Here is an 18,060-nt window from a genome sequence, read left to right as displayed (position 1 = left end):
CTTCATTTCGCTTTTAGCGCTATTCCTATGTCTACAGAAACGGTACGCCTTCCCGTTGCAAGGCCGCTCCTGCTGCTCACCGGATTGCTGCTGATCGCCTGCGTGCTGCGGGCGCCGGTTACCGGCGTGGCGCCGATGCTCGGTATGATCCAGTCCACCTACGGCATGACGCGCGCCCAGGCGGGCCTGCTCACGACGCTACCCCTGGTGGCGTTCGGCGTGATCTCGCCCTTCGCGGCCTTGCTCGCGCGCGCCCACGGCATCGAACGGGCGCTGTTCGGCGCGCTGCTGGTGATCGCGGCCGGGATAATCATTCGCTGGTTCGGTCCTCTGTGGAGCTTGTACGTCGGCACCGCGACCATTGGCGCCGGCATTGCCGTGGCCAATGTGCTGCTGCCCGGACTGGTCAAGCGCGACTTCCCGGCCAGGGTGCCCACCGTGACGGGGATGTGCGCCCTGATGATGGGCGCCGTCGCGGCCGGGGTGTCGGCCATGGCCGTGCCGCTCAGCAACGCCTATGGCTGGCGCGCCGCGCTGGGCGCGGTCATCGTGCTGCCGTTGGTCACGCTGGCGATCTGGAGCACGCAACTCGGCGCGCATACCGCCCCGGCGAAAGGGACGGCGGCCATGCCGCACGGCGGGCGCACGTGGCGGTCGGCGATCGCCTGGCAGGTCACGCTGTACATGGGCATCAACTCGCTGCTGTATTACGTTCTGGTGGCCTGGCTGCCGGGCATCCTGATCGCCCATGGCTACAGTGAAGCGCAGGCGGGCTCCGTGCATGGCTTGATGCAGCTGGCTTGCGCCGTGCCGGGCCTGGTGCTCGGGCCCATGGTCAGCCGCATGCGTGACCAGAAGGCCATCTCCGTGGCGATGGCGCTGACCATAGGCATCGCCTTGGTGGGTTTCATGTACGCGCCGGGGTGGTCCACGGTATGGGCCATCCTTTTCGGGATCGGCTCCGGCGCCGCGATCATCCTGTCGCTGATGTTCATGAGCCTGCGCGTGACCAGCGCGCACCAGGCGGCGTCGCTGTCGGGCATGGCGCAGTGCGTGGGCTACCTGCTGGCGGCGTGCGGCCCAACGTTGGCGGGCCGGGTACACGACCTGGCGGGAAGCTGGAATACGGTGATGGCCGGTGGCATCGTATTGTCCATCGTCATGGCGGTATTCGGCGGACTGGCGGGCCGGGCGCGGCACATGCCGGCCCATCACGGCCATGGCCATCACTGAGCCGGCAGGCGCGGGCGTCCGGCCTACTGGGCCACGCGAAAGGTGATCTCGCCGTCCGGCGTCCGGTCGACTTCGAACGCATCGAACACCACGGATTCGTGGATCGGCTTGCCGCTGCTGTCCGTTTGCAGCAGCTCATCATAGCGACGCAGACGTACCACCGGGCTATCGTGCCGGTCATCGGGGTAGAAGGTCAGGTGCAGGTAGCGGGCAGCATTGCCCTTGCCTTCGAAGTCGAAGGCGGGCCAGAAGGACGGGCAATCGAAACCCAGCAGTTTCAGTCTTTGCGGCTCGTTCAGGTGATGCATGTACGGGTCCGCGATCCACGCTCCCGGACCGTCGCCGATCCTGATCATCGCATGATCGCCTTTTTCGCCACTGGCCAGCCTGGCGTGGACGTTCATGACGGTGACGGGATGCGGACAGCCGAACTCTTTCAGGGCACGGGCGCCCACCAGGCACATGCCGCCGCAGTTTTCGATACGCTCGGCGGCGACGATATCGGTAAGCCGCAGGAATTGCTCGACGTTGATACGGCTTCGGTCTCCCTGACGCAATATGCATACCTTACCGCTATTGATCTCCAGTCCGATCTCATTCGCGATGCGGGTTCTTATGACGTTCAAGGACATCAATAGCCGCGTGGTTTCCGCCTTGTCGTTTTCCTCGGTCAACAGCTGTATTCCAGGGGAATATTTGACATGGCCGCATACGTATCCAACGATGAAGCTTGCGGCTTCTTCGGGGCTGGCATCCTGCAGGTGGTAGGACGGATAGTCCCGGAAGGGCTCCAGGTAGTCCTTGCGCTCCGACGGAAAAGGCTGCTCGGCGATGAGCTGCCGCAGCATGTTGTCGAATGCGTGATTGCCGATTTTCATGAAAGCCTCGCCTGGCTGGGTTGACGTCGCGGCAAGCCGCGACCGGGGACGCCGGTGCGGTACACCAAGGCGCCAACCTTAGTAGCGAGGTCTTCTGGAGGTTCCGGGGAGCCGGAAGGGGATCGATAGCGCGGCCCGCGCCGGCCGATGGCCGGGCGCGGCCGTGGTGCCTTGCCGGTAGCGGCTTAATTCACGCCCGCGGTTTGCGAACGCCTGGGCAGCTTCCAGTTGGGACGGACGAAGTGGCAGGTATAGCCGTTGGGAATGCGTTCCAGATAGTCCTGGTGCTCCGGTTCGGCTTCCCAGAAGGGACCGGCTTCCGCCACTTCAGTGACCACCTTGCCCGGCCACAGGCCCGAGGCATCGACGTCGGCGATGGTGTCTTCGGCCACCCGTTTCTGTTCGGGGCTGGTGTAGTAGATCGCGGAGCGGTAGCTGGTCCCGATATCGTTGCCCTGGCGGTTGCGCGTGGTGGGGTCGTGGATCTGGAAGAAGAATTCCAGCAGTTGCCGGTAGCTGGTCTTGTCCGGGTCGAAAATGATTTCGATGGCCTCGGCATGCGTGCCGTGGTTGCGGTAGGTGGCATTGGGTACGTCGCCGCCCGTGTAGCCCACGCGCGTGGCGATGACGCCGTCGAAGCGGCGGATAAGATCCTGCATCCCCCAGAAGCAGCCTCCGGCGAGTACAGCGCGTTCCTGGTTCATCAGATGTCCTCCACTTGATCGAGATAGGCGCCGTAGCCTTCCGCTTCCATCCGGTCGCGGGGAATGAAGCGCAGCGCCGCCGAGTTGATGCAATAACGCAGGCCGCCACGGTCGCGCGGGCCGTCGGGAAATACGTGGCCCAGGTGGCTGTCGCCGTGGGTGGAACGCACTTCCGTGCGGATCATGCCGTGCGTGGTGTCGCGCAGCTCGTTGATATTGGCCGGTTCGATCGGTTTGGTGAAGCTGGGCCAGCCGCAGCCCGATTCGTATTTATCGGAAGAGGCGAACAGCGGTTCGCCGGACACGATGTCGACGTAGATGCCCGGTTCCTTGTTGTCCAGATATTCACCGGTGCCCGGGCGCTCCGTGGCGCTTTCCTGGGTGACCCGATATTGCTCGGGCGTGAGCCGCGCGATGGCCTCCGGATCTTTGCTGTAGCTGGGCATTGTGTGCTCCTTGGACAGGGAAGGACGACTAGATGGGGGAACCCGGCCGGGTTTCAACCCCGGCCAGGTCGGCCCGGCCAGGTGGGCCCGGCAGGGCTGGCCGGCCGGGCAGGCCTGACAAGGTCGGATACCCAGCGGAAGTATAAGTGCCGTGGCGCGCGGCACGCCGGTATTCCAGCGCGCCGGCCATGGACAATATCCCCACGCGCGCGCGGCATGAACGGCCTCGCCGGCGGGCGCCGCCATCGCCGGCGGACCGGCGGCTATATCCCAATGGCCGAGGCGGGTCTCCAGGATGGACGATCGGACGGCCTGCGTTATACGCTTCAAGCGCCGGCCGTCGGGCCGCATGCCTGGCCGCGTACGAGCGGCCGTCATAAGCCTGACATCGCCGCGGCCGACCATGTCCGGTCCGGCCGCGGGCCGCGCAGCCGTGTCCCGGGCGCCGTGCGATCCACGCGCGCGCTGGATGATCTTTCCCACTTATGCAGAGGGCTTTCAATGAGCACCATCAAGATCAAAGACGGTACCGAAATCTTCTACAAGGACTGGGGGACGGGGCAGCCCATCGTTTTCCATCACGGCTGGCCCTTGAGCGCCGATGATTGGGATGCGCAGATGCTGTTCTTCCTGCACAAAGGCTACCGTGTGATTGCTCATGACCGCCGCGGCCACGGTCGATCGTCGCAGAGCACCGGTGGCCATGAAATGGACACCTATGCCGCCGATGTCGCTGAACTGGCCGCGGCGCTCGATCTGCGCGATGCCATACACATCGGCCATTCGACCGGCGGCGGGGAAGTGGCGCGCTATGTGGCCCGGCACGGCAAAGGCCGCGTGGCCAAGGCGGTGCTGATAGGGGCGGTGCCGCCCGTCATGGTGAAAAGCGAGAAGAACCCCGGTGGCCTGCCGCTGGAAGTGTTCGACGGCTTCCGCGAGGCGCTGGCGGCGAACCGCGCGCAGTTCTTCCTGGATGTGCCGAGCGGGCCGTTCTACGGCTTCAATCGCAGCGGCGCCAAGGTATCGGAAGGCGCGATCAGGAATTGGTGGCGCCAGGGCATGATGGGCGCCGCCAATGCGCATTACGACTGCATCAAGGCGTTCTCGGAAACCGATTTCACCGAGGACCTGAAGCAGATCGACGTGCCGGTACTGATCATGCACGGCGATGACGACCAGATCGTTCCCATCGCCGATTCGGCGCTGCTGGCCGCCAAGCTGGTCAAGCAAGGCACGCTGAAGATCTACAAGGGTTATCCGCACGGCATGTGCACGACGCATGCCGACGTGATCAATAAGGATTTGCTGGCCTTCATCCAGGGGTAGACAGGCGGGGAGTCAGCCTTGCCGCGGCGGCGGCAACTGATTCCCCTGCCGTTCGATCTCGCGCAAGGCTGGAGTATCGGACAGGATGAAATGGCTGATGTGGTCGTGCCAGCCGCTTCAGCGCGCGCGCCGGCGGGCCTTGCCGGCCGGCGCGGCGAGCTGGGCGCGGCGGAAGCAGTCGGCCGCGTGGTCGTTGACGATGCCCACCGCCTGCATCCAGGCGTACACGATGGTCGGACCGACGAATTTGAAACCGCGGCGCTTGAGTTCCCTGGATATCCTTTCGGACAAGGGCGACGTGGCTATCCAGGATTTGCCGTCGTTCTGGATCGGCGCGCCGTCGGTGAAAGACCAGCATAAGTCGCTGAAACTTTCGCCGTTCCGCTGCATGTCCAGATAGATGCGGGCGCCGCCGATGGTGGCCTGGATCTTGGCGCGGGCGCGGATGATGCCGGGGTTGGCCATGAGCCGCTCGACGTCCTTATCGCCATAGCGCGCAACGCGGTCGGGATCGAAATTGTCGAAGGCGGCCCGGAAAGCGTCCCGCTTGCGCAAGACCGTGATCCAGGACAGGCCGGCCTGGAAGCCTTCCAGCATCAGCATTTCCCACAGCATCCGGCTGTCGTGCTGCGGTACGCCCCATTCCAGGTCATGGTAGTCGCGCATCAAGGCGTCATTGTCGGCCCAGCTGCAGCGGTGTCGGTGGGGCGCATTCATGGGGGCGGGGTCCGTGGACTGAGTCGGCGCATTGTAGTGGAGCAAGGTGTCCGCCGCGTCGATGCCGTGCCGCCCATATACGGCTCATATACGTCAAAGCCCGCCGCCGGGGCGCGGGACCGGCACCGCCTTTATTCCGCGGCCGGCGCCTGGACCTGCGGTATGTCGCCGCGCACGCCATTGATCCAGAGCTCGCCGAGCTGCGAGACATCGGTGGCGGTAACTCTGGATAGCAGGTCGGTAATGACGTCCGCGCTGGATGCCGGCGGCAGGTCCACGGCGGCGGCTTGCGTGTCCGGCGCTTGCCGTGCCTGTTTCGTTTCGGCCTGCGGGTGGAATGAAAGATAGCCGGCGTGAACGCCGATGGCGGTGTTGGGGATGCCCATGATGGACTCCTTGGGATGATCGAGGAGTCGCGTGAGTATGGCGCCCGGGAGGAAGGTTCCTGTACCGCCCCCTGGGCCGGTACTGACCAGTAGCTGAAAATAAGCCGCGACCCTGTACCTGTCAGGGGTTTCCCCAGGATTTACTGCAGCGCAAAATATACTGCCAGCCTCGAATTTTCCTACGATCGCGGTGCAGTGGATCATGCCGGTCCGCCTGCGCCGGCCGTCTCATGACCGCACCCACTTCGAATGCGCAACTCGGCCGCGCGGGCCTATACCTGCTGCTGGCCGGCCAACTGCTGCCCATGATCGATTTCTCCATCGTGAACGTCGCGCTGGACGCGATGGCGCGCTCGCTGCACGCCAGCGAAATGGAGCTGGAATTGATCGTCGCCGTGTATGGCGTGGCCTTTGCCGTGTGCCTGGCGATGGGCGGCCGCCTCGGCGATAACTATGGGCGCAGGCGCGTGTTCTGGTGGGGCGTGATGCTGTTCACGGTGGCCTCGCTGCTGTGCGGCCTGGCGGGGCAGGTCTGGGTGTTGCTGGCGGCGCGTGTGCTGCAGGGTGTCGCGGCCGCGCTGGCGGTGCCGCAGATCCTGGCCACCATCCACGTCAGCCTGCGCGGTCACGAGCATTCGCGGGCGCTGGGCCTGTACGGCGCGGTCGGCGGCCTGGCCTTCGTGGTCGGCCAGGTACTCGGCGGGCTGCTGGTGTCGCTGGACGTGGGCGGCCTGGGCTGGCGTAGCGTGTTCCTCATCAATCTGCCCATAGGCCTGGTTGTGATGGCGTGTGCGCGGCGGCTGCTGCCTGAAACGCGTTCGTCGCATCCGGCGCGCATCGACTGGCCGGGAACCTGGCTGCTGGCCGTCGTCATACTGTGCCTGCTGATTCCCGTGGCGCTGGGCCCGGTGCTGCATTGGCCATGGGAGTACCGGGTGATGCTCGGTGCGGTGCCTTTCCTGCTGTATGCCTTGTGGAAAGTGGAATTGCGGCAGGAGCGCCGCAAGGCCTTCCCCTTATTGCCGCCTTCGCTGTTGCGGCTGTCCAGCATACGCTTCGGGGTTTGCATCGCCGTCCTGTTCTTTTCCAGCTGGAGCGGCTTCATGTTCGCCATGGCGCTGACGCTGCAGGCAGGCGCGGGCATGTCGCCGCTGTCTTCGGGCAATACCTTTATCGCGATGGGAACCGCGTATTTCATCGGTTCGCTCGTGACCAGCAGGGCGGTCGCGCGCTTCGACAAGGCGCCGGTGCTGATTTTCGGCAGCCTGGTGCAGATGGCGGGCGTGCTGGCGCTGCTGTTCACGTTCCGCGCGGTATGGCCCGAGCCCACGGTCTTGAGTCTGATGGCCGCGACGATACCCATAGGTTTCGGCCAGGCTTTCATCGTGGGCTGCTTCTTCCGCATCGGCTTGTCCGAGGTGCCGCCCGAGCATGCCGGAGCGGGCAGCGCGACGCTGTCCACCGTCCAGCAGAGCGCGCTGGGGCTGGGGCCCGCGATCTCCGGTTCCGTGCTGACGCATTTCCTGAATGCGTCGGGCGGCAGTTATCTGGAAGGCGCGGCGGGCGTCCTGACCATGGAATTCGTCGTGGTGGGCGTGCTGGTGCTTTGTACCGTGGCGTATGAATGGCGGCGCCGGGCGCGCCAGGCGGCGCTGGCCGCGGTGGGCGGCGATTAGGGCCGCGGGCTCCGGCAAGCGTTGATGTAATTTCAGAAAACAGAACGTGTCGATGGCCGGATGCCGTGCGCGCCCTATGCATAATGGTCGCTTGCAGGCATGGAGTGACCGATCGATGAAGCAGTTGTTTTTCCCGGCTACGCGCAGGGCGCCGGCTTTCGTTCTGTTCTTTTGCGCGGGCGTGGCGGCGTTCGGAGCGCTGTCCATCGGCACCGCGCACGCCGAGCCTGCCTGCGATCCCGGCCAGCTGTCGTTCGCGATCGATCGCGAAGACGGCCAGTTCGACGGCATGTCGCATTCCGGCGCCTTGCTGGTATTACGCAATCTGGGTACGACCGTCTGCACCGTGCCCGCGCGGCCGGAGCTGGGGTTCCTGGACGCCGGGCGCCAACCCTTGGGCGTCTCCCGGCAACAGCCGCCCGGCATGCATCCGGGGCCGGTCATCCCGCCCGTCGCCGTGCCGCCCGGCGCGGAATTGACCGGCGAGGCGCGCTGGGTCTCCAGCGACGCCTTCGATGCCAACAACTGCGTCGCCACCGCGTTCATCACGCTGGCGATAGGGCCGCGCACCTTCGTGGCGCCGCTGCGGACGCAGTTGTGCGGCCCGGCGGGCAAGCAGCCGTCGTATAGCGTCACCCTGCTGCGGCGCGACCCGGTATACACCCCGCCGCCACGGTAGAGCAGCCTTGCCGTCGCGCCGCCCGCCGCGGCGGGGTGGGGAGCCCTTTCATCGGCCATAATGCGAACCTCGCAAGACTGGCCTATAGGAGGGGACCATGTTCAAACAAACGATTGCCGGCGTCATGCTGGCAGCGGCCGCGGTGGCCGCGCACGCCGAGTATCCCGATCACGCCATCCGCATGATCGTGCCGTTTCCGCCCGGGCAGGCGACCGACATCTTCGCCCGCGCGCTGGCCGAAAAGCTGGGCGCGGAGCTGAAGCAGCCCATCATCGTGGACAACCGCGCGGGCGCCGGCAGCAATATCGGCATGGCCCAGGCCGCGCGCGCGCCGGCCGATGGCTATACCCTGGTGATCGCCGGCAGCGCCGCCGCCGTCAACCAGACCTTGTACAAGAAGCTGGATTACAGCCTGGCGAACGATTTCGCGCCGGTGACCGGCGTGTTCTCGGTACCCCTGATGTTCCTGTCCAACCCGCAATCGGGCATCAAGACGCTGCGCCAGCTCGTGGAGCGGGCCAAGGCGAAGCCGGGCGAGCTGGCCTATGCCAGTGCCGGCATCGGCGGCACGCAGCACTTGTCGGCGGAGATGTTCAAGGCCGCGGCGAACGTCGACATCCGTCATATCCCGTACAAGGGCAGCGGACCGGCGCAGGCGGATTTCCTGGGCAACCAGGTGCCGCTGATGGTCGATTCGGTGACCGCGGGATTGCCGCACGTGCAGAGCGGCAAGGCGATCGCGCTCGCCGTCACGACGGCCCGGCGTTTGTCGCAGCTGCCGGACGTGCCCACCGTCGCCGAATCCGGTTATCCCGGTTTCGAGGCCATAGGCTGGGCCGCGGTGCTGGCGCCCAAGGACACGCCGGCGCCCATCGTCGATTTCCTCAGCCAGCGCATCGGCGCCATCCTCAATTCGCCGGCCATGCAAAGCTATCTGCGCGAACGCGGCGCCGAGCCCATGGCCATGACGCCCGCCCAGACGGGCACGTTCATCAAGGGCGAGATCGCCAAATGGGGCGCGGCGGTGAAGTCTTCGGGCGCCGAAGTGGATTGACGCCTCGCGCGCTTGCGGCGGCGTCGATGTTTCTGTACAACGGAAGCAATACGAAAGATAGAGCCTGACTACAGGCCATCACGCAGCAATATCGCCAGGAGACGCGATGCAGCTGGTGCTGGAAGGGATTCAACGGCAAGCGGGATCACAAGTCCTGCTGTATCCGATGAACCTGGCTCCGAAACCCGGGGCCATGACCGTCCTGCTGGGGGTGACCCAGGCGGGCAAAACGTCGCTGATGCGCATCATGGCCGGCCTGGACCGGCCTACGCAGGGCACAGTGCGGGTGGACGGCACCGACGTTACGCGGGTGCCCGTGCGCGACCGTAATGTCGCCATGGTGTACCAGCAGTTCATCAACTATCCGTCGATGAACGTCTTCGACAATATCGCTTCGCCTTTGCGCCTGCGCGGCGCGCCGGGCGTGGACGAGCGCGTCAGGGCGATGGCGACGCGCCTGCATATCGACCATTTGCTGGGTCGCTATCCGGCCGAACTTTCCGGCGGCCAGCAGCAGCGCGTTGCGCTGGCGCGCGCCCTGGTCAAGGACGCCCCGCTGGTCCTGCTGGACGAGCCGCTGGTCAACCTGGACTACAAGCTGCGCGAAGAACTGCGCGATGAGCTCAGCGAGCTGTTCCAGGAAGGTCGCGCCACCGTCGTCTATGCGACTACGGATCCGGCCGAAGCCCTGCTGCTGGGGGGCCATACCGCCGTGCTGGATGCGGGCGAATTGCTGCAATACGGTCCGACCGCCGAGGTCTTTCACCGGCCCCGTTCCATACGCGTGGCGCGCGTGTTCAGCGATCCTCCCATGAACCTGCTGCGCGCCCGGCGCGACGGCCGGGGTTTCGTGCTGGAAGACGGCACGCGCGTCGCCAGGGACCTGCCGCCCGGCGCCGACGGCGCGGGCGCAATCACGGCGGGCCTGCGCGCCGGCGCGCTATACCTGCATGAAAGACCCGGCTGCGTGTCGGTGCAAGGCACGGTCAGGCTGGCGGAGATCTCCGGCTCCGATACCTTCGTGCATACCAGCACGGCCGCGGGGAATCTGGTCGCGCAGTTGACCGGGGTTCATCGCTTCGCGCTGGAGCAGCCGATACGCCTGTATTTCGATCCGGCGCAGACCTATGCCTTTGATGCCGCGGGTGAACTGCTGGCGGCGCCCGCCTACCGGGGCGTGCCCGCGGTTTCCGCGCCGCGGGCGGGGGGGCTTTGATGGCGGCCATTGAACTGGATCTATCGCATTCCTACGTCCCTCATCCGGCGCGGGACGAAGACTATGCCTTGCTGCCATTGCAATACACCTTTCGCGATGGCGGCGCCTACGCCTTGCTGGGACCGTCAGGTTGCGGCAAGACCACCTTGTTGAACTGCATATCGGGCCTGTTGCGGCCATCCGCGGGGACTATCCGCTTCGATGGCCGTGACGTGACGGGCCAGACGCCGCAGCAGCGCAATATCGCCCAGGTATTCCAGTTCCCGGTCGTGTACGACACCATGACGGTGGCGGAGAACCTGGCATTCCCCCTGCGCAACCGCGGCGTGCCCGAGGACCGCGTGCGCGAACGAGTGGGGCGGATCGCCGAAATGCTGGAGCTTTCCGCGGTGCTGGACCGGCGCGCCAGCGGACTGGCGGCGGATGCCAAGCAGAAAATATCGCTGGGCCGCGGACTGGTGCGCAGCGACGTGTCGGCCGTGCTGTTCGACGAGCCGCTGACGGTTATCGATCCCCATCTGAAATGGGCGCTGCGCCGCAAGCTCAAGGAAATCCACCAGGAATTCAAGCTGACGCTGGTCTATGTCACGCATGACCAGACCGAGGCGCTGACTTTCGCCGACCAGGTGGTGGTAATGTCGCGCGGCAAGGTGATGCAGGTCGGCAGCGCCGACGACCTGTTCCTGCGTCCCGCCCATGCCTTTGTCGGCCATTTCATCGGTTCGCCGGGAATGAACTTCCTGCCGGCGCGCCGGGAAGGGGAGGGCGTGCGGGTCGGTACGCGCTCGCTGGGCCAGGCGCCGGCGGAACTGGCCGGAATGCTGCCCGCGACAGGCGCCTTCACGCTGGGCATACGGCCGGAGTTCACGGGCCTGTGCGCGCCCGACACGCCGGGCGCCCTGCCGGTTTCGGTGACCCGTGTGCAGGACATCGGCACCTATCTTCTGTTGACCGGCACCTTCGAAGGCCATACCTTGCGGGCCCGGCTGCCGCTGGAAGGCGGGCTCGACATCGCGGCAGCCGGATCGGCCGCCGGCAAAGACGGTTTCGACCCGGGCCGGAGCGGGATGGGCGCCGCCGATCCGCCAGCCGCCGGGAGCGTGGCCTGGTTGTCCGTACTGAATCCGTACAGCCGCGGCTACCGCGAAGAGGAAGCGACGCGATGAAACCGGTCAATCAGAAAGCCTGGCTGCTGGTCCTGCCCGTGGTGGTGTGCGTGGCCTTTTCCGCCATCCTGCCCCTGATGACCATCGTCAACTATTCGGTGCAGGACATCATTGCGCCGGACCGGCGGGTGTTCGTCGGCACCGAATGGTTCGCCTCGGTGTTGCAGGATCCGGAGCTGCACAACGCGCTCTGGCGCCAGATCGGTTTTTCGCTGGCGGTGCTGGCGGTGGAGATCCCGCTGGGGATACTGCTGGCCCTGTGCATGCCGGCGCGGGGCTGGCAGGCTTCCGCCGTCCTGGTGATCGTCGCGCTGTCGCTGCTGATTCCCTGGAACGTGGTGGGCACGATATGGCAGGTGTTCGGCCGTACGGATATCGGCTTACTGGGCGCGACCTTGTCGTGGCTGGGCGTCGACTACAACTACACCGGCGATGATGTGGACGCCTGGGTCACCGTGCTGGTCATGGATGTCTGGCATTGGACGCCGCTGGTGGCGCTGCTCTGCTACGCCGGGCTGCGCGCGATCCCGCCGGCCTATTACCAGGCGGCGCGCATCGACGGCGCCTCGCGCATGGCGGTGTTCCGCTACATCGAGCTGCCAAAGATGCGCGGCGTGCTGATGATCGCGGTGCTGCTGCGCTTCATGGACAGCTTCATGATCTATACCGAGCCTTTCGTCCTGACGGGCGGCGGGCCGGGCAACGCCACGACTTTCCTGTCGCAGTACCTGACGCAGAAGGCGGTGGGCCAGTTCGACCTGGGGCCGGCGGCGGCGTTCTCCATCGTGTACTTCCTGATCATCCTGCTGCTGTGCTTCATCCTGTACAACTGGATCCAGCGGGCCGGCACGTCCGGGACCTTGGATGAGGAGACCGACCATGCGTGAAAAACCCATCGTCTGGCGCAGCGCCTTCCTGATCCTGTACCTTCTGTTCGCCATCCTCCCGCTGTACTGGATGCTGAACATGTCGTTCAAGACCAATACCGAAATCGTCGGTGCGCTCACGCTGTGGCCGCGCGAGTTCACCCTGCGGCATTACCAGACCATCTTCACCGACCCCGCCTGGTATTCGGGCTACATCAATTCGCTGATCTACGTCGCGATCAATACGGCGATTTCGCTGGCGGTGGCCTTGCCGGCCGCCTATGCGTTTTCGCGCTACAGCTTCATCGGCGACAAGCATGTGTTCTTCTGGCTGCTGACCAACCGGATGACGCCGCCGGCGGTATTCCTGCTGCCGTTCTTCCAGCTCTATACATCGCTGGGTCTGATGGATACGCACATCGCCGTGGCGCTGGCGCATCTGGTGTTCAACGTGCCGCTGGCGGTGTGGATACTGGAAGGCTTCATGTCCGGCGTGCCGCGCGAGATCGATGAAACCGCCTATGTGGACGGCTATTCCTTCCCCAGGTTCTTTCTGACGATATTCCTGCCGCTGATCAAGGCCGGGGTCGGCGTGACGGCGTTCTTCTGCTTCATGTTCAGCTGGGTGGAGCTGCTGCTGGCGCGCACGCTGACCTCCGTCAACGCCAAGCCCATTGTCGCCACCATGACCCGCACCGTATCCGCGGCCGGCATGGATTGGGGCGTACTGGCCGCGGCCGGGGTGTTGACTATCGTGCCCGGCGGCATCGTGATCTGGTTCGTGCGCCGGTATATCGCGAAGGGCTTCGCGATGGGCCGGGTGTAGGAGCAAGCCATGTTCGATTGGATGGTATGGACCACGCCCGTGGCCGTGTTCTTCGGCTGCGTCGTGTTGATGCTGGCGGGCATGACGGTCTGGGAAGTGCGATCACCGACGCGCCTGCGCAAGGGTTTCCTGCCCATCGCCACCACGCGCGGCGACCGGCTGTTCATCGGCCTGATGTGCGCGGCCTGGGTGAACCTGGCTTTCGTCGGGCTGGGCGAACGCTTTACCGCGTGGTTTTCGTTGGATGAACCCCCGTCGGTGTGGATCAGTTTCGTCATCTCCATGCTGGTGCTGGCGCTGGTGATGCGCAAGGGATAAGCAGCAACCCGGTTTCAAGGACCACGGCCATCGCCTTTCCCGGCCGCGTCCGCAGCACAACAGGGAAAGGCCTATCGAGGAGACAGCTCATGAAATTGCGCATGCATGCCGTGGCAGCCGCCATCGCGCTGATCGGATCGCCCGCAGCCTGGGCCGGCGAGCCGGAGGCGCAGAAGTGGATAGACTCGGAGTTCCAGCCCTCGACGCTGTCCAAGGACCAGCAGATGGCCGAGATGAAGTGGTTCATCGACGCCGCGGCCAAGTTGAAGGCCAAGGGCATCAACGAAGTGAACGTGGTGTCGGAAACCATCACCACCCACGAATACGAATCCAAGACGCTGGCGCGGGCGTTCACGGAGATTACCGGCCTGAAGGTCAACCATGACCTTATCCAGGAAGGCGATGTGGTGGAGAAGCTGCAGACGTCCATGCAGTCCGGCAAGTCTATCTACGACGGCTGGATTTCCGATTCCGACCTGATCGGCACGCACTACCGCTATGGCGCCATCCTGCCGCTGACCGATTACATGAACGGCGCCGGCAAGGAGTACACCAATCCCGGCCTGGACCTGAAGGATTTCATCGGCACGCGCTTTACCACGGCGCCGGACGGCAAGCTGTACCAGCTGCCCGACCAGCAGTTTGCCAACCTGTACTGGTTCCGCGCCGACTGGTTCGCGCGCAAGGACCTGCAGGACAAGTTCAAGGCCAAGTACGGCTACGAGCTGGGCGTGCCCACCAACTGGTCGGCCTACGAGGACATCGCGGATTTCTTCACCAACGACGTCAAGGAGCTGGACGGCAAGCGCGTCTATGGCCACATGGACTACGGCAAGAAGGACCCGTCGCTGGGCTGGCGCTTTACCGATGCGTGGCTGTCGATGGCGGGAACGGCGGACAAGGGCCTGCCCAATGGCATGCCGGTGGACGAATGGGGCATACGCGTGGCGGACGACAAGTGCACGCCGGTGGGTGCATCGGTGGAGCGGGGCGGCGCCACCAACAGTCCCGCGGCGGTGTACGCCTTGACCAAGTATGTGGACTGGATGAAGAAGTACGCGCCGCAGCAGGCGATGGGCATGACGTTTTCGGAATCCGGACCGGTGCCGGCGCAGGGCCAGATCGCCCAGCAGATCTTCTGGTACACGGCCTTTACGGCGGACATGACCAAGAAGGGCCTGCCAGTCGTCAACGCCGACGGCACGCCGAAGTGGCGCATGGCGCCGTCGCCGTACGGACCGTACTGGAAGGACGGCATGCAGAACGGCTACCAGGACGTGGGGTCATGGACTTTCTTCAAATCGACCGATCCCAACCGCATGGCCGCCGCCTGGCTGTATGCGCAGTTCGTCACGTCCAAGAGCGTGTCGCTGAAGAAGTCCATTACGGGTTTGACATTCATTCGCGACAGCGACATCCATAGCGACTTCTTCACCAAGAACGCCGACAACTATGGCGGCCTGATCGAGTTCTATCGCAGCCCCGCGCGGGTCGCCTGGACGCCGACCGGCACCAATGTGCCGGACTATCCCAAGCTGGCGCAGCTGTGGTGGAACAACATCGCCACCGCCGTGACCGGCGAGAAAACGCCGCAGCAGGCCATGGACAGCCTGGCCAACGAAATGGACCAGGTCATGGCGCGGCTGCAACGCGCCGGCATGGCGCAGTGCGCGCCCAAGCTGAATCCGCGCAGCGATCCGTCCAAGTGGCTGTCGGACCAGCATGCGCCCTGGAAGAAACTGGCCAACGAAAAGCCCAAGGGCGAGACCATCGCCTACGACAAGCTGCTGCAGGCCTGGAAGGAAGGCAAGGTGCGCTAGGCTGACGCGGGCCGTGGGCCTGTAACCTGTATCCCGATCCGGGGCTTCGGCCCGGATCGGGGGCTGGGTCCGGATCCGGGCCCGCGCATCCCGCTGTCAGCGCGATTCAGCGTCCTGTCGCAGTCGCCGGACCGCCGAGCTGTTGCACGGCGGTGGCAATCCATTGCAATTGCACGCCTTTGCGGGTGTCATAGTCGGCGTTCGTATAACCCCACCAGTCCCAGCAGCCGCCGTAGTTGCCGGTGAAGGTTTGCGTTTGTGGATACAGCACGGCAACGCGAAAGAATTCGGCCCAGCGGTTGAAGCCGGCCACCTTGGCGAAAAGGTCCTTGACGGCGGTGTAGTTCTGGTTGCATCCATGCAGCGCCACCACCAGCCCGCAAGCTTGATTGTTGCCGCAGGCCGCCGGGGTATACAGGTAGCCCCAGTTTTCCATATACGCGTTCTGCGGAAGGTTGGCGAAAGTCACCTGCTGCAGCGTTCCCGATCCGGACGGTTCGGCCTTGCTTGCATCGATTTCGGGATACAGGTGGGCGAGTATGGCCTTGGCGGCGTCGAAGCCGCAGTGTCCCAGATAGGGCGCGACCGATGTCTTGCAGTCGTCCGGCGAGGTCGGCGGGCCGCCGCTGACCGGCGCGCTGGGTGGCGGCAGCGCGGTGGGGAATGTGTGCCCGAACGGCCTGTCCTTGTCGTCCGTAATGGAAAATCCGGTAAGCCCCGCCTGCTGCTTGAGTTCGGTGTAATACGCCACCGCCGACTCGGCGACCGCGGGCAGTACGACTGTGTCGTAAGTCCCGTGCAGCATGTACACAATGCCGTTCTTCAGCTTGTCCAGCGGGCCGTTGCTGCCGTTCCGGGACCGCTGCAAGGTGGTCGCGACGAAGCGGCTGATATCGGCGGACGAGGGCGCATTCTGGGCCATGCAGCGCTGGACCATGGTATCCATGCTGTCTTCCGCGCATTGATACGGCCCGCCGGCCAGCACACCGGCACGCGCGAACAGGTCCGGATATGCGATCTGCGCCTGGACGGCCATGTACGCGCCGGACGAGATGCCGGCCACCGCGATGCGGGTGGCGTCGATGTTCAGGGGTGTAACGGCAACAGCGCGCGGACCGGCATTGTCCGGCCGTGCGGCGCCCTGGCCCCAGGAAACGGCGGCTTGCGCCAGCATGATGCCGGCCGCAAGAATCGATATGCCATGGCGAACGATATTCATCGGACGCTCCCTCTGACTATCCGTATGCCGGATAGTCTATGCGTCCTGGCCCTTTCGCCAGGGCATATTCATACGCCGATACAGTAAGTTGCGCCGGGCGGGCAACGCGCGGGCCGCGAACCGCACGTCCTCGCACGGAGGCCGGTCACGGCATGACCGGCGGCTTGTACTCCAGGGTGGCGGCCAGGGCCCATAGCATGATCAGCACGATGGGCGTGTGCACGATCAGCTGCGTGAAGGTGAAGCCGACCACGTCGCGCGCCCGCACGCCCAGCACGCCCAGCAGCGGCAGCATCCAGAACGGATTGATCAGGTTGGGCAGGGCCTCCGCGGCGTTGTAGACGGTGACGGCCCAGCCCAGGTGCACGTGCAGATCGTTGGCGGCCTGCATGACGTAGGGGGCTTCGATGATCCACTTGCCGCCGCCGGACGGCACGAAGAAGCCCAGCACGGCCGAGTAGACGCCCATCAGCGCGGGAAACGAAGCGTGCGAGGATGCCGACACGAAGAAGGCCGACAGCATGTGGGCCAGGGTGTGGCCGTCCGCGCCGGCGGCCTTGGTCAGGATATAGGCCACGCCGCCGTACAGCGGAAACTGGATCAGCACGCCTCCGACCGAGGGCACCGACTTGGCGATGGCGTTCAGGAAACTGCGCGGCCGCCAGTGCAGCAGCATGCCCAGCATCAGGAACACGAAGTTGTAGGTGTTCAGGTTGGAGATCGCCAGGATGGCGTTCTTGGTGGCGAATTCATTGACGATCCAGGTGGCGCCCAGGGCGACCAGCAGGATGGTCAACACGGGGCTGTATTCCAGCCAGTCGCCGGGCCGCGATGGCGGGTCGACCTTTTCCACGCTGGCGCCGAGGTCCACGCCCAGGTCTTCCGCCGTCACGGCCTTGTCCCCTTGCGGGGCGGAATAGAAGGCGATGATCATCGAAGCGATAGTCAGGACGACGGCGATCGCGAACGATTGCCACAGGAAAATGGTTTCCGTGAACGGGATGACGCCGGTGATCTTGAGCAGCGCGGGCGGCAGGCTGGCCGGATTGGCCTGCAACTGCGCGGCCGAGGAACTCAAGCCCAGCGCCCAGGTCGCCCCCATGCCCAGATAGGCGGCGGCGCCGGCGGCGCGGTAATCCATGCGCAGTTCCTGGCGGCGCGCCAGCGCGCGTACCAGCAGGCCGCTGAAGATCAGGCTGATGGCCCAGTTCAGCAGCGACGCCAGGATGCTGATCAGCGCGACGTAGCAGATCGCGCCGCGCCCCGTCCTGGGGTGGCGCGCCAGCCAGGCGATCAGGCGCGCGGCGGGCGGCGATGCCGCCACGACGTAGCCGGAGATGGCGACGATGGCCATCTGCATCGTGAACGGGATCAGCGTCCAGAAACCATCGCCGAAGGCGAGGCCGACGCTTTTGGCGGGCGCGCCTATCGCCATGGCTCCCAGCGCGACAACTACCACCGCGATGACCGCGAAGATATAGGCGTCCGGAAACCACTTCTCGGACCAGCGCGTGACGGGCGCGGCCATGC

At 65.2% G+C, this 18,060-nt stretch carries 18 protein-coding genes; 11 read left to right on the top strand and 7 right to left on the bottom strand.

Annotation, left to right across the window (positions count from 1 at the left end; translation table 11 throughout):
* Window positions 1-27: 27 nt before the first annotated feature.
* Window positions 28-1,233 carry an MFS transporter gene (locus tag ACNA0R_RS04475; protein WP_415824729.1) on the top strand — a complete coding sequence of 402 codons (1,206 nt, stop codon included), beginning with the start codon at window positions 28-30 and terminating at the stop codon, window positions 1,231-1,233.
* Window positions 1,234-1,256: 23 nt separating this feature from the next.
* Here the strand turns inward: ACNA0R_RS04475 and ACNA0R_RS04470 are convergent, their stop codons facing one another.
* The 3 genes from ACNA0R_RS04470 to msrB form a co-directional block, all read right to left on the bottom strand.
* Window positions 1,257-2,111, bottom strand: coding sequence for a hypothetical protein (locus ACNA0R_RS04470; RefSeq protein WP_415824728.1), 855 nt, complete (start codon window positions 2,109-2,111; stop codon window positions 1,257-1,259).
* Window positions 2,112-2,296: 185 nt separating this feature from the next.
* Window positions 2,297-2,815: a peptide-methionine (S)-S-oxide reductase MsrA gene (gene msrA / locus ACNA0R_RS04465; RefSeq protein ID WP_415824726.1), complete on the bottom strand. Its 519-nt coding sequence runs from the start codon at window positions 2,813-2,815 to the stop codon at window positions 2,297-2,299.
* Entirely contained in the window at window positions 2,815-3,261 is a 447-nt protein-coding gene (msrB, locus tag ACNA0R_RS04460; RefSeq protein ID WP_415824725.1) for a peptide-methionine (R)-S-oxide reductase MsrB, read from the bottom strand. The genes msrA and msrB overlap by 1 nt, the downstream gene beginning before the upstream one ends.
* Before the next feature lie 501 nt (window positions 3,262-3,762).
* Between msrB and ACNA0R_RS04455 the strand changes: the two genes are divergently transcribed.
* Entirely contained in the window at window positions 3,763-4,587 is an 825-nt protein-coding gene (locus ACNA0R_RS04455; RefSeq protein ID WP_415824724.1) for an alpha/beta fold hydrolase, read from the top strand.
* A 117-nt stretch (window positions 4,588-4,704) separates the two neighbouring features.
* On the opposite strand, the gene ACNA0R_RS04450 is transcribed toward ACNA0R_RS04455, so the two are convergent.
* Complete coding sequence (locus ACNA0R_RS04450; RefSeq protein WP_415824723.1) at window positions 4,705-5,304, bottom strand: DNA-3-methyladenine glycosylase I; 600 nt, start codon at window positions 5,302-5,304, stop codon at window positions 4,705-4,707.
* A gap of 131 nt (window positions 5,305-5,435) precedes the next feature.
* Window positions 5,436-5,690 (bottom strand): hypothetical protein, encoded by a 255-nt coding sequence (locus ACNA0R_RS04445; RefSeq protein ID WP_415824721.1) that lies wholly within the window; start codon window positions 5,688-5,690, stop codon window positions 5,436-5,438.
* A gap of 230 nt (window positions 5,691-5,920) precedes the next feature.
* Between ACNA0R_RS04445 and ACNA0R_RS04440 the strand changes: the two genes are divergently transcribed.
* The 9 genes from ACNA0R_RS04440 to ACNA0R_RS04400 all read left to right on the top strand — a co-directional run bounded on the left by ACNA0R_RS04440 (window position 5,921) and on the right by ACNA0R_RS04400 (window position 15,311).
* On the top strand, window positions 5,921-7,366 hold the full coding sequence (locus ACNA0R_RS04440; protein ID WP_415824720.1) for an MFS transporter: 1,446 nt from the start codon (window positions 5,921-5,923) through the stop codon (window positions 7,364-7,366).
* Between the two features lie 115 nt (window positions 7,367-7,481).
* The gene (locus ACNA0R_RS04435) at window positions 7,482-8,045 is read left to right on the top strand and encodes a DUF4232 domain-containing protein (RefSeq protein ID WP_415824719.1); all 564 of its coding nucleotides are present in this window, start codon (window positions 7,482-7,484) and stop codon (window positions 8,043-8,045) included.
* Between the two features lie 97 nt (window positions 8,046-8,142).
* Entirely contained in the window at window positions 8,143-9,099 is a 957-nt protein-coding gene (locus ACNA0R_RS04430) for a tripartite tricarboxylate transporter substrate binding protein (RefSeq protein WP_415824718.1), read from the top strand.
* A 106-nt stretch (window positions 9,100-9,205) separates the two neighbouring features.
* A complete protein-coding gene (locus tag ACNA0R_RS04425; protein ID WP_415824717.1) occupies window positions 9,206-10,315 on the top strand; it encodes an ABC transporter ATP-binding protein in 1,110 nt (369 codons plus the stop codon).
* A complete protein-coding gene (locus ACNA0R_RS04420) occupies window positions 10,315-11,481 on the top strand; it encodes an ABC transporter ATP-binding protein (protein ID WP_415824716.1) in 1,167 nt (388 codons plus the stop codon). Before ACNA0R_RS04425 ends, ACNA0R_RS04420 begins: the two co-directional genes overlap by 1 nt.
* A complete protein-coding gene (locus ACNA0R_RS04415; protein ID WP_415824715.1) occupies window positions 11,478-12,368 on the top strand; it encodes a carbohydrate ABC transporter permease in 891 nt (296 codons plus the stop codon). The genes ACNA0R_RS04420 and ACNA0R_RS04415 overlap by 4 nt, the downstream gene beginning before the upstream one ends.
* Window positions 12,361-13,173, top strand: a complete 813-nt coding sequence (locus ACNA0R_RS04410) for a carbohydrate ABC transporter permease (RefSeq protein ID WP_415824714.1) — start codon at window positions 12,361-12,363, stop codon at window positions 13,171-13,173. The genes ACNA0R_RS04415 and ACNA0R_RS04410 overlap by 8 nt, the downstream gene beginning before the upstream one ends.
* A 9-nt stretch (window positions 13,174-13,182) precedes the next feature.
* Complete coding sequence (locus tag ACNA0R_RS04405) at window positions 13,183-13,491, top strand: DUF2160 domain-containing protein (protein WP_415824713.1); 309 nt, start codon at window positions 13,183-13,185, stop codon at window positions 13,489-13,491.
* Window positions 13,492-13,580: 89 nt separating this feature from the next.
* Window positions 13,581-15,311 (top strand): ABC transporter substrate-binding protein, encoded by a 1,731-nt coding sequence (locus ACNA0R_RS04400; protein ID WP_415824712.1) that lies wholly within the window; start codon window positions 13,581-13,583, stop codon window positions 15,309-15,311.
* A 106-nt stretch (window positions 15,312-15,417) separates the two neighbouring features.
* On the opposite strand, the gene ACNA0R_RS04395 is transcribed toward ACNA0R_RS04400, so the two are convergent.
* Window positions 15,418-16,530: a PHB depolymerase family esterase gene (locus ACNA0R_RS04395; protein WP_415824711.1), complete on the bottom strand. Its 1,113-nt coding sequence runs from the start codon at window positions 16,528-16,530 to the stop codon at window positions 15,418-15,420.
* A 145-nt stretch (window positions 16,531-16,675) separates the two neighbouring features.
* Window positions 16,676-18,058 (bottom strand): short-chain fatty acid transporter, encoded by a 1,383-nt coding sequence (locus tag ACNA0R_RS04390; RefSeq protein ID WP_415825020.1) that lies wholly within the window; start codon window positions 18,056-18,058, stop codon window positions 16,676-16,678.
* Window positions 18,059-18,060 lie beyond the last annotated feature (2 nt).

It is taken from the genome of Bordetella sputigena, assembly GCF_965137885.1.
Classification (GTDB): Bacteria; Pseudomonadota; Gammaproteobacteria; order Burkholderiales; family Burkholderiaceae_B; genus Bordetella_C; species Bordetella_C sputigena.
The sequence above is the reverse complement of the archived record's forward strand: the minus strand, read 5'-3'. Positions and strand labels throughout refer to the sequence as shown.

What these genes read in the sequence shown, in the direction of transcription:
- ACNA0R_RS04475 (WP_415824729.1), top strand. Translation starts at nt 28, where the DNA reads ATGTCTACAGAAACGGTACGCCTTCCCGTTGCAAGGCCGCTCCTGCTG.
- ACNA0R_RS04470 (WP_415824728.1), bottom strand. Translation starts at nt 2,111, where the DNA reads ATGAAAATCGGCAATCACGCATTCGACAACATGCTGCGGCAGCTCATC.
- msrA (WP_415824726.1), bottom strand. Translation starts at nt 2,815, where the DNA reads ATGAACCAGGAACGCGCTGTACTCGCCGGAGGCTGCTTCTGGGGGATG.
- msrB (WP_415824725.1), bottom strand. Translation starts at nt 3,261, where the DNA reads ATGCCCAGCTACAGCAAAGATCCGGAGGCCATCGCGCGGCTCACGCCC.
- ACNA0R_RS04455 (WP_415824724.1), top strand. Translation starts at nt 3,763, where the DNA reads ATGAGCACCATCAAGATCAAAGACGGTACCGAAATCTTCTACAAGGAC.
- ACNA0R_RS04450 (WP_415824723.1), bottom strand. Translation starts at nt 5,304, where the DNA reads ATGAATGCGCCCCACCGACACCGCTGCAGCTGGGCCGACAATGACGCC.
- ACNA0R_RS04445 (WP_415824721.1), bottom strand. Translation starts at nt 5,690, where the DNA reads ATGGGCATCCCCAACACCGCCATCGGCGTTCACGCCGGCTATCTTTCA.
- ACNA0R_RS04440 (WP_415824720.1), top strand. Translation starts at nt 5,921, where the DNA reads ATGACCGCACCCACTTCGAATGCGCAACTCGGCCGCGCGGGCCTATAC.
- ACNA0R_RS04435 (WP_415824719.1), top strand. Translation starts at nt 7,482, where the DNA reads ATGAAGCAGTTGTTTTTCCCGGCTACGCGCAGGGCGCCGGCTTTCGTT.
- ACNA0R_RS04430 (WP_415824718.1), top strand. Translation starts at nt 8,143, where the DNA reads ATGTTCAAACAAACGATTGCCGGCGTCATGCTGGCAGCGGCCGCGGTG.
- ACNA0R_RS04425 (WP_415824717.1), top strand. Translation starts at nt 9,206, where the DNA reads ATGCAGCTGGTGCTGGAAGGGATTCAACGGCAAGCGGGATCACAAGTC.
- ACNA0R_RS04420 (WP_415824716.1), top strand. Translation starts at nt 10,315, where the DNA reads ATGGCGGCCATTGAACTGGATCTATCGCATTCCTACGTCCCTCATCCG.
- ACNA0R_RS04415 (WP_415824715.1), top strand. Translation starts at nt 11,478, where the DNA reads ATGAAACCGGTCAATCAGAAAGCCTGGCTGCTGGTCCTGCCCGTGGTG.
- ACNA0R_RS04410 (WP_415824714.1), top strand. Translation starts at nt 12,361, where the DNA reads ATGCGTGAAAAACCCATCGTCTGGCGCAGCGCCTTCCTGATCCTGTAC.
- ACNA0R_RS04405 (WP_415824713.1), top strand. Translation starts at nt 13,183, where the DNA reads ATGTTCGATTGGATGGTATGGACCACGCCCGTGGCCGTGTTCTTCGGC.
- ACNA0R_RS04400 (WP_415824712.1), top strand. Translation starts at nt 13,581, where the DNA reads ATGAAATTGCGCATGCATGCCGTGGCAGCCGCCATCGCGCTGATCGGA.
- ACNA0R_RS04395 (WP_415824711.1), bottom strand. Translation starts at nt 16,530, where the DNA reads ATGAATATCGTTCGCCATGGCATATCGATTCTTGCGGCCGGCATCATG.
- ACNA0R_RS04390 (WP_415825020.1), bottom strand. Translation starts at nt 18,058, where the DNA reads ATGGCCGCGCCCGTCACGCGCTGGTCCGAGAAGTGGTTTCCGGACGCC.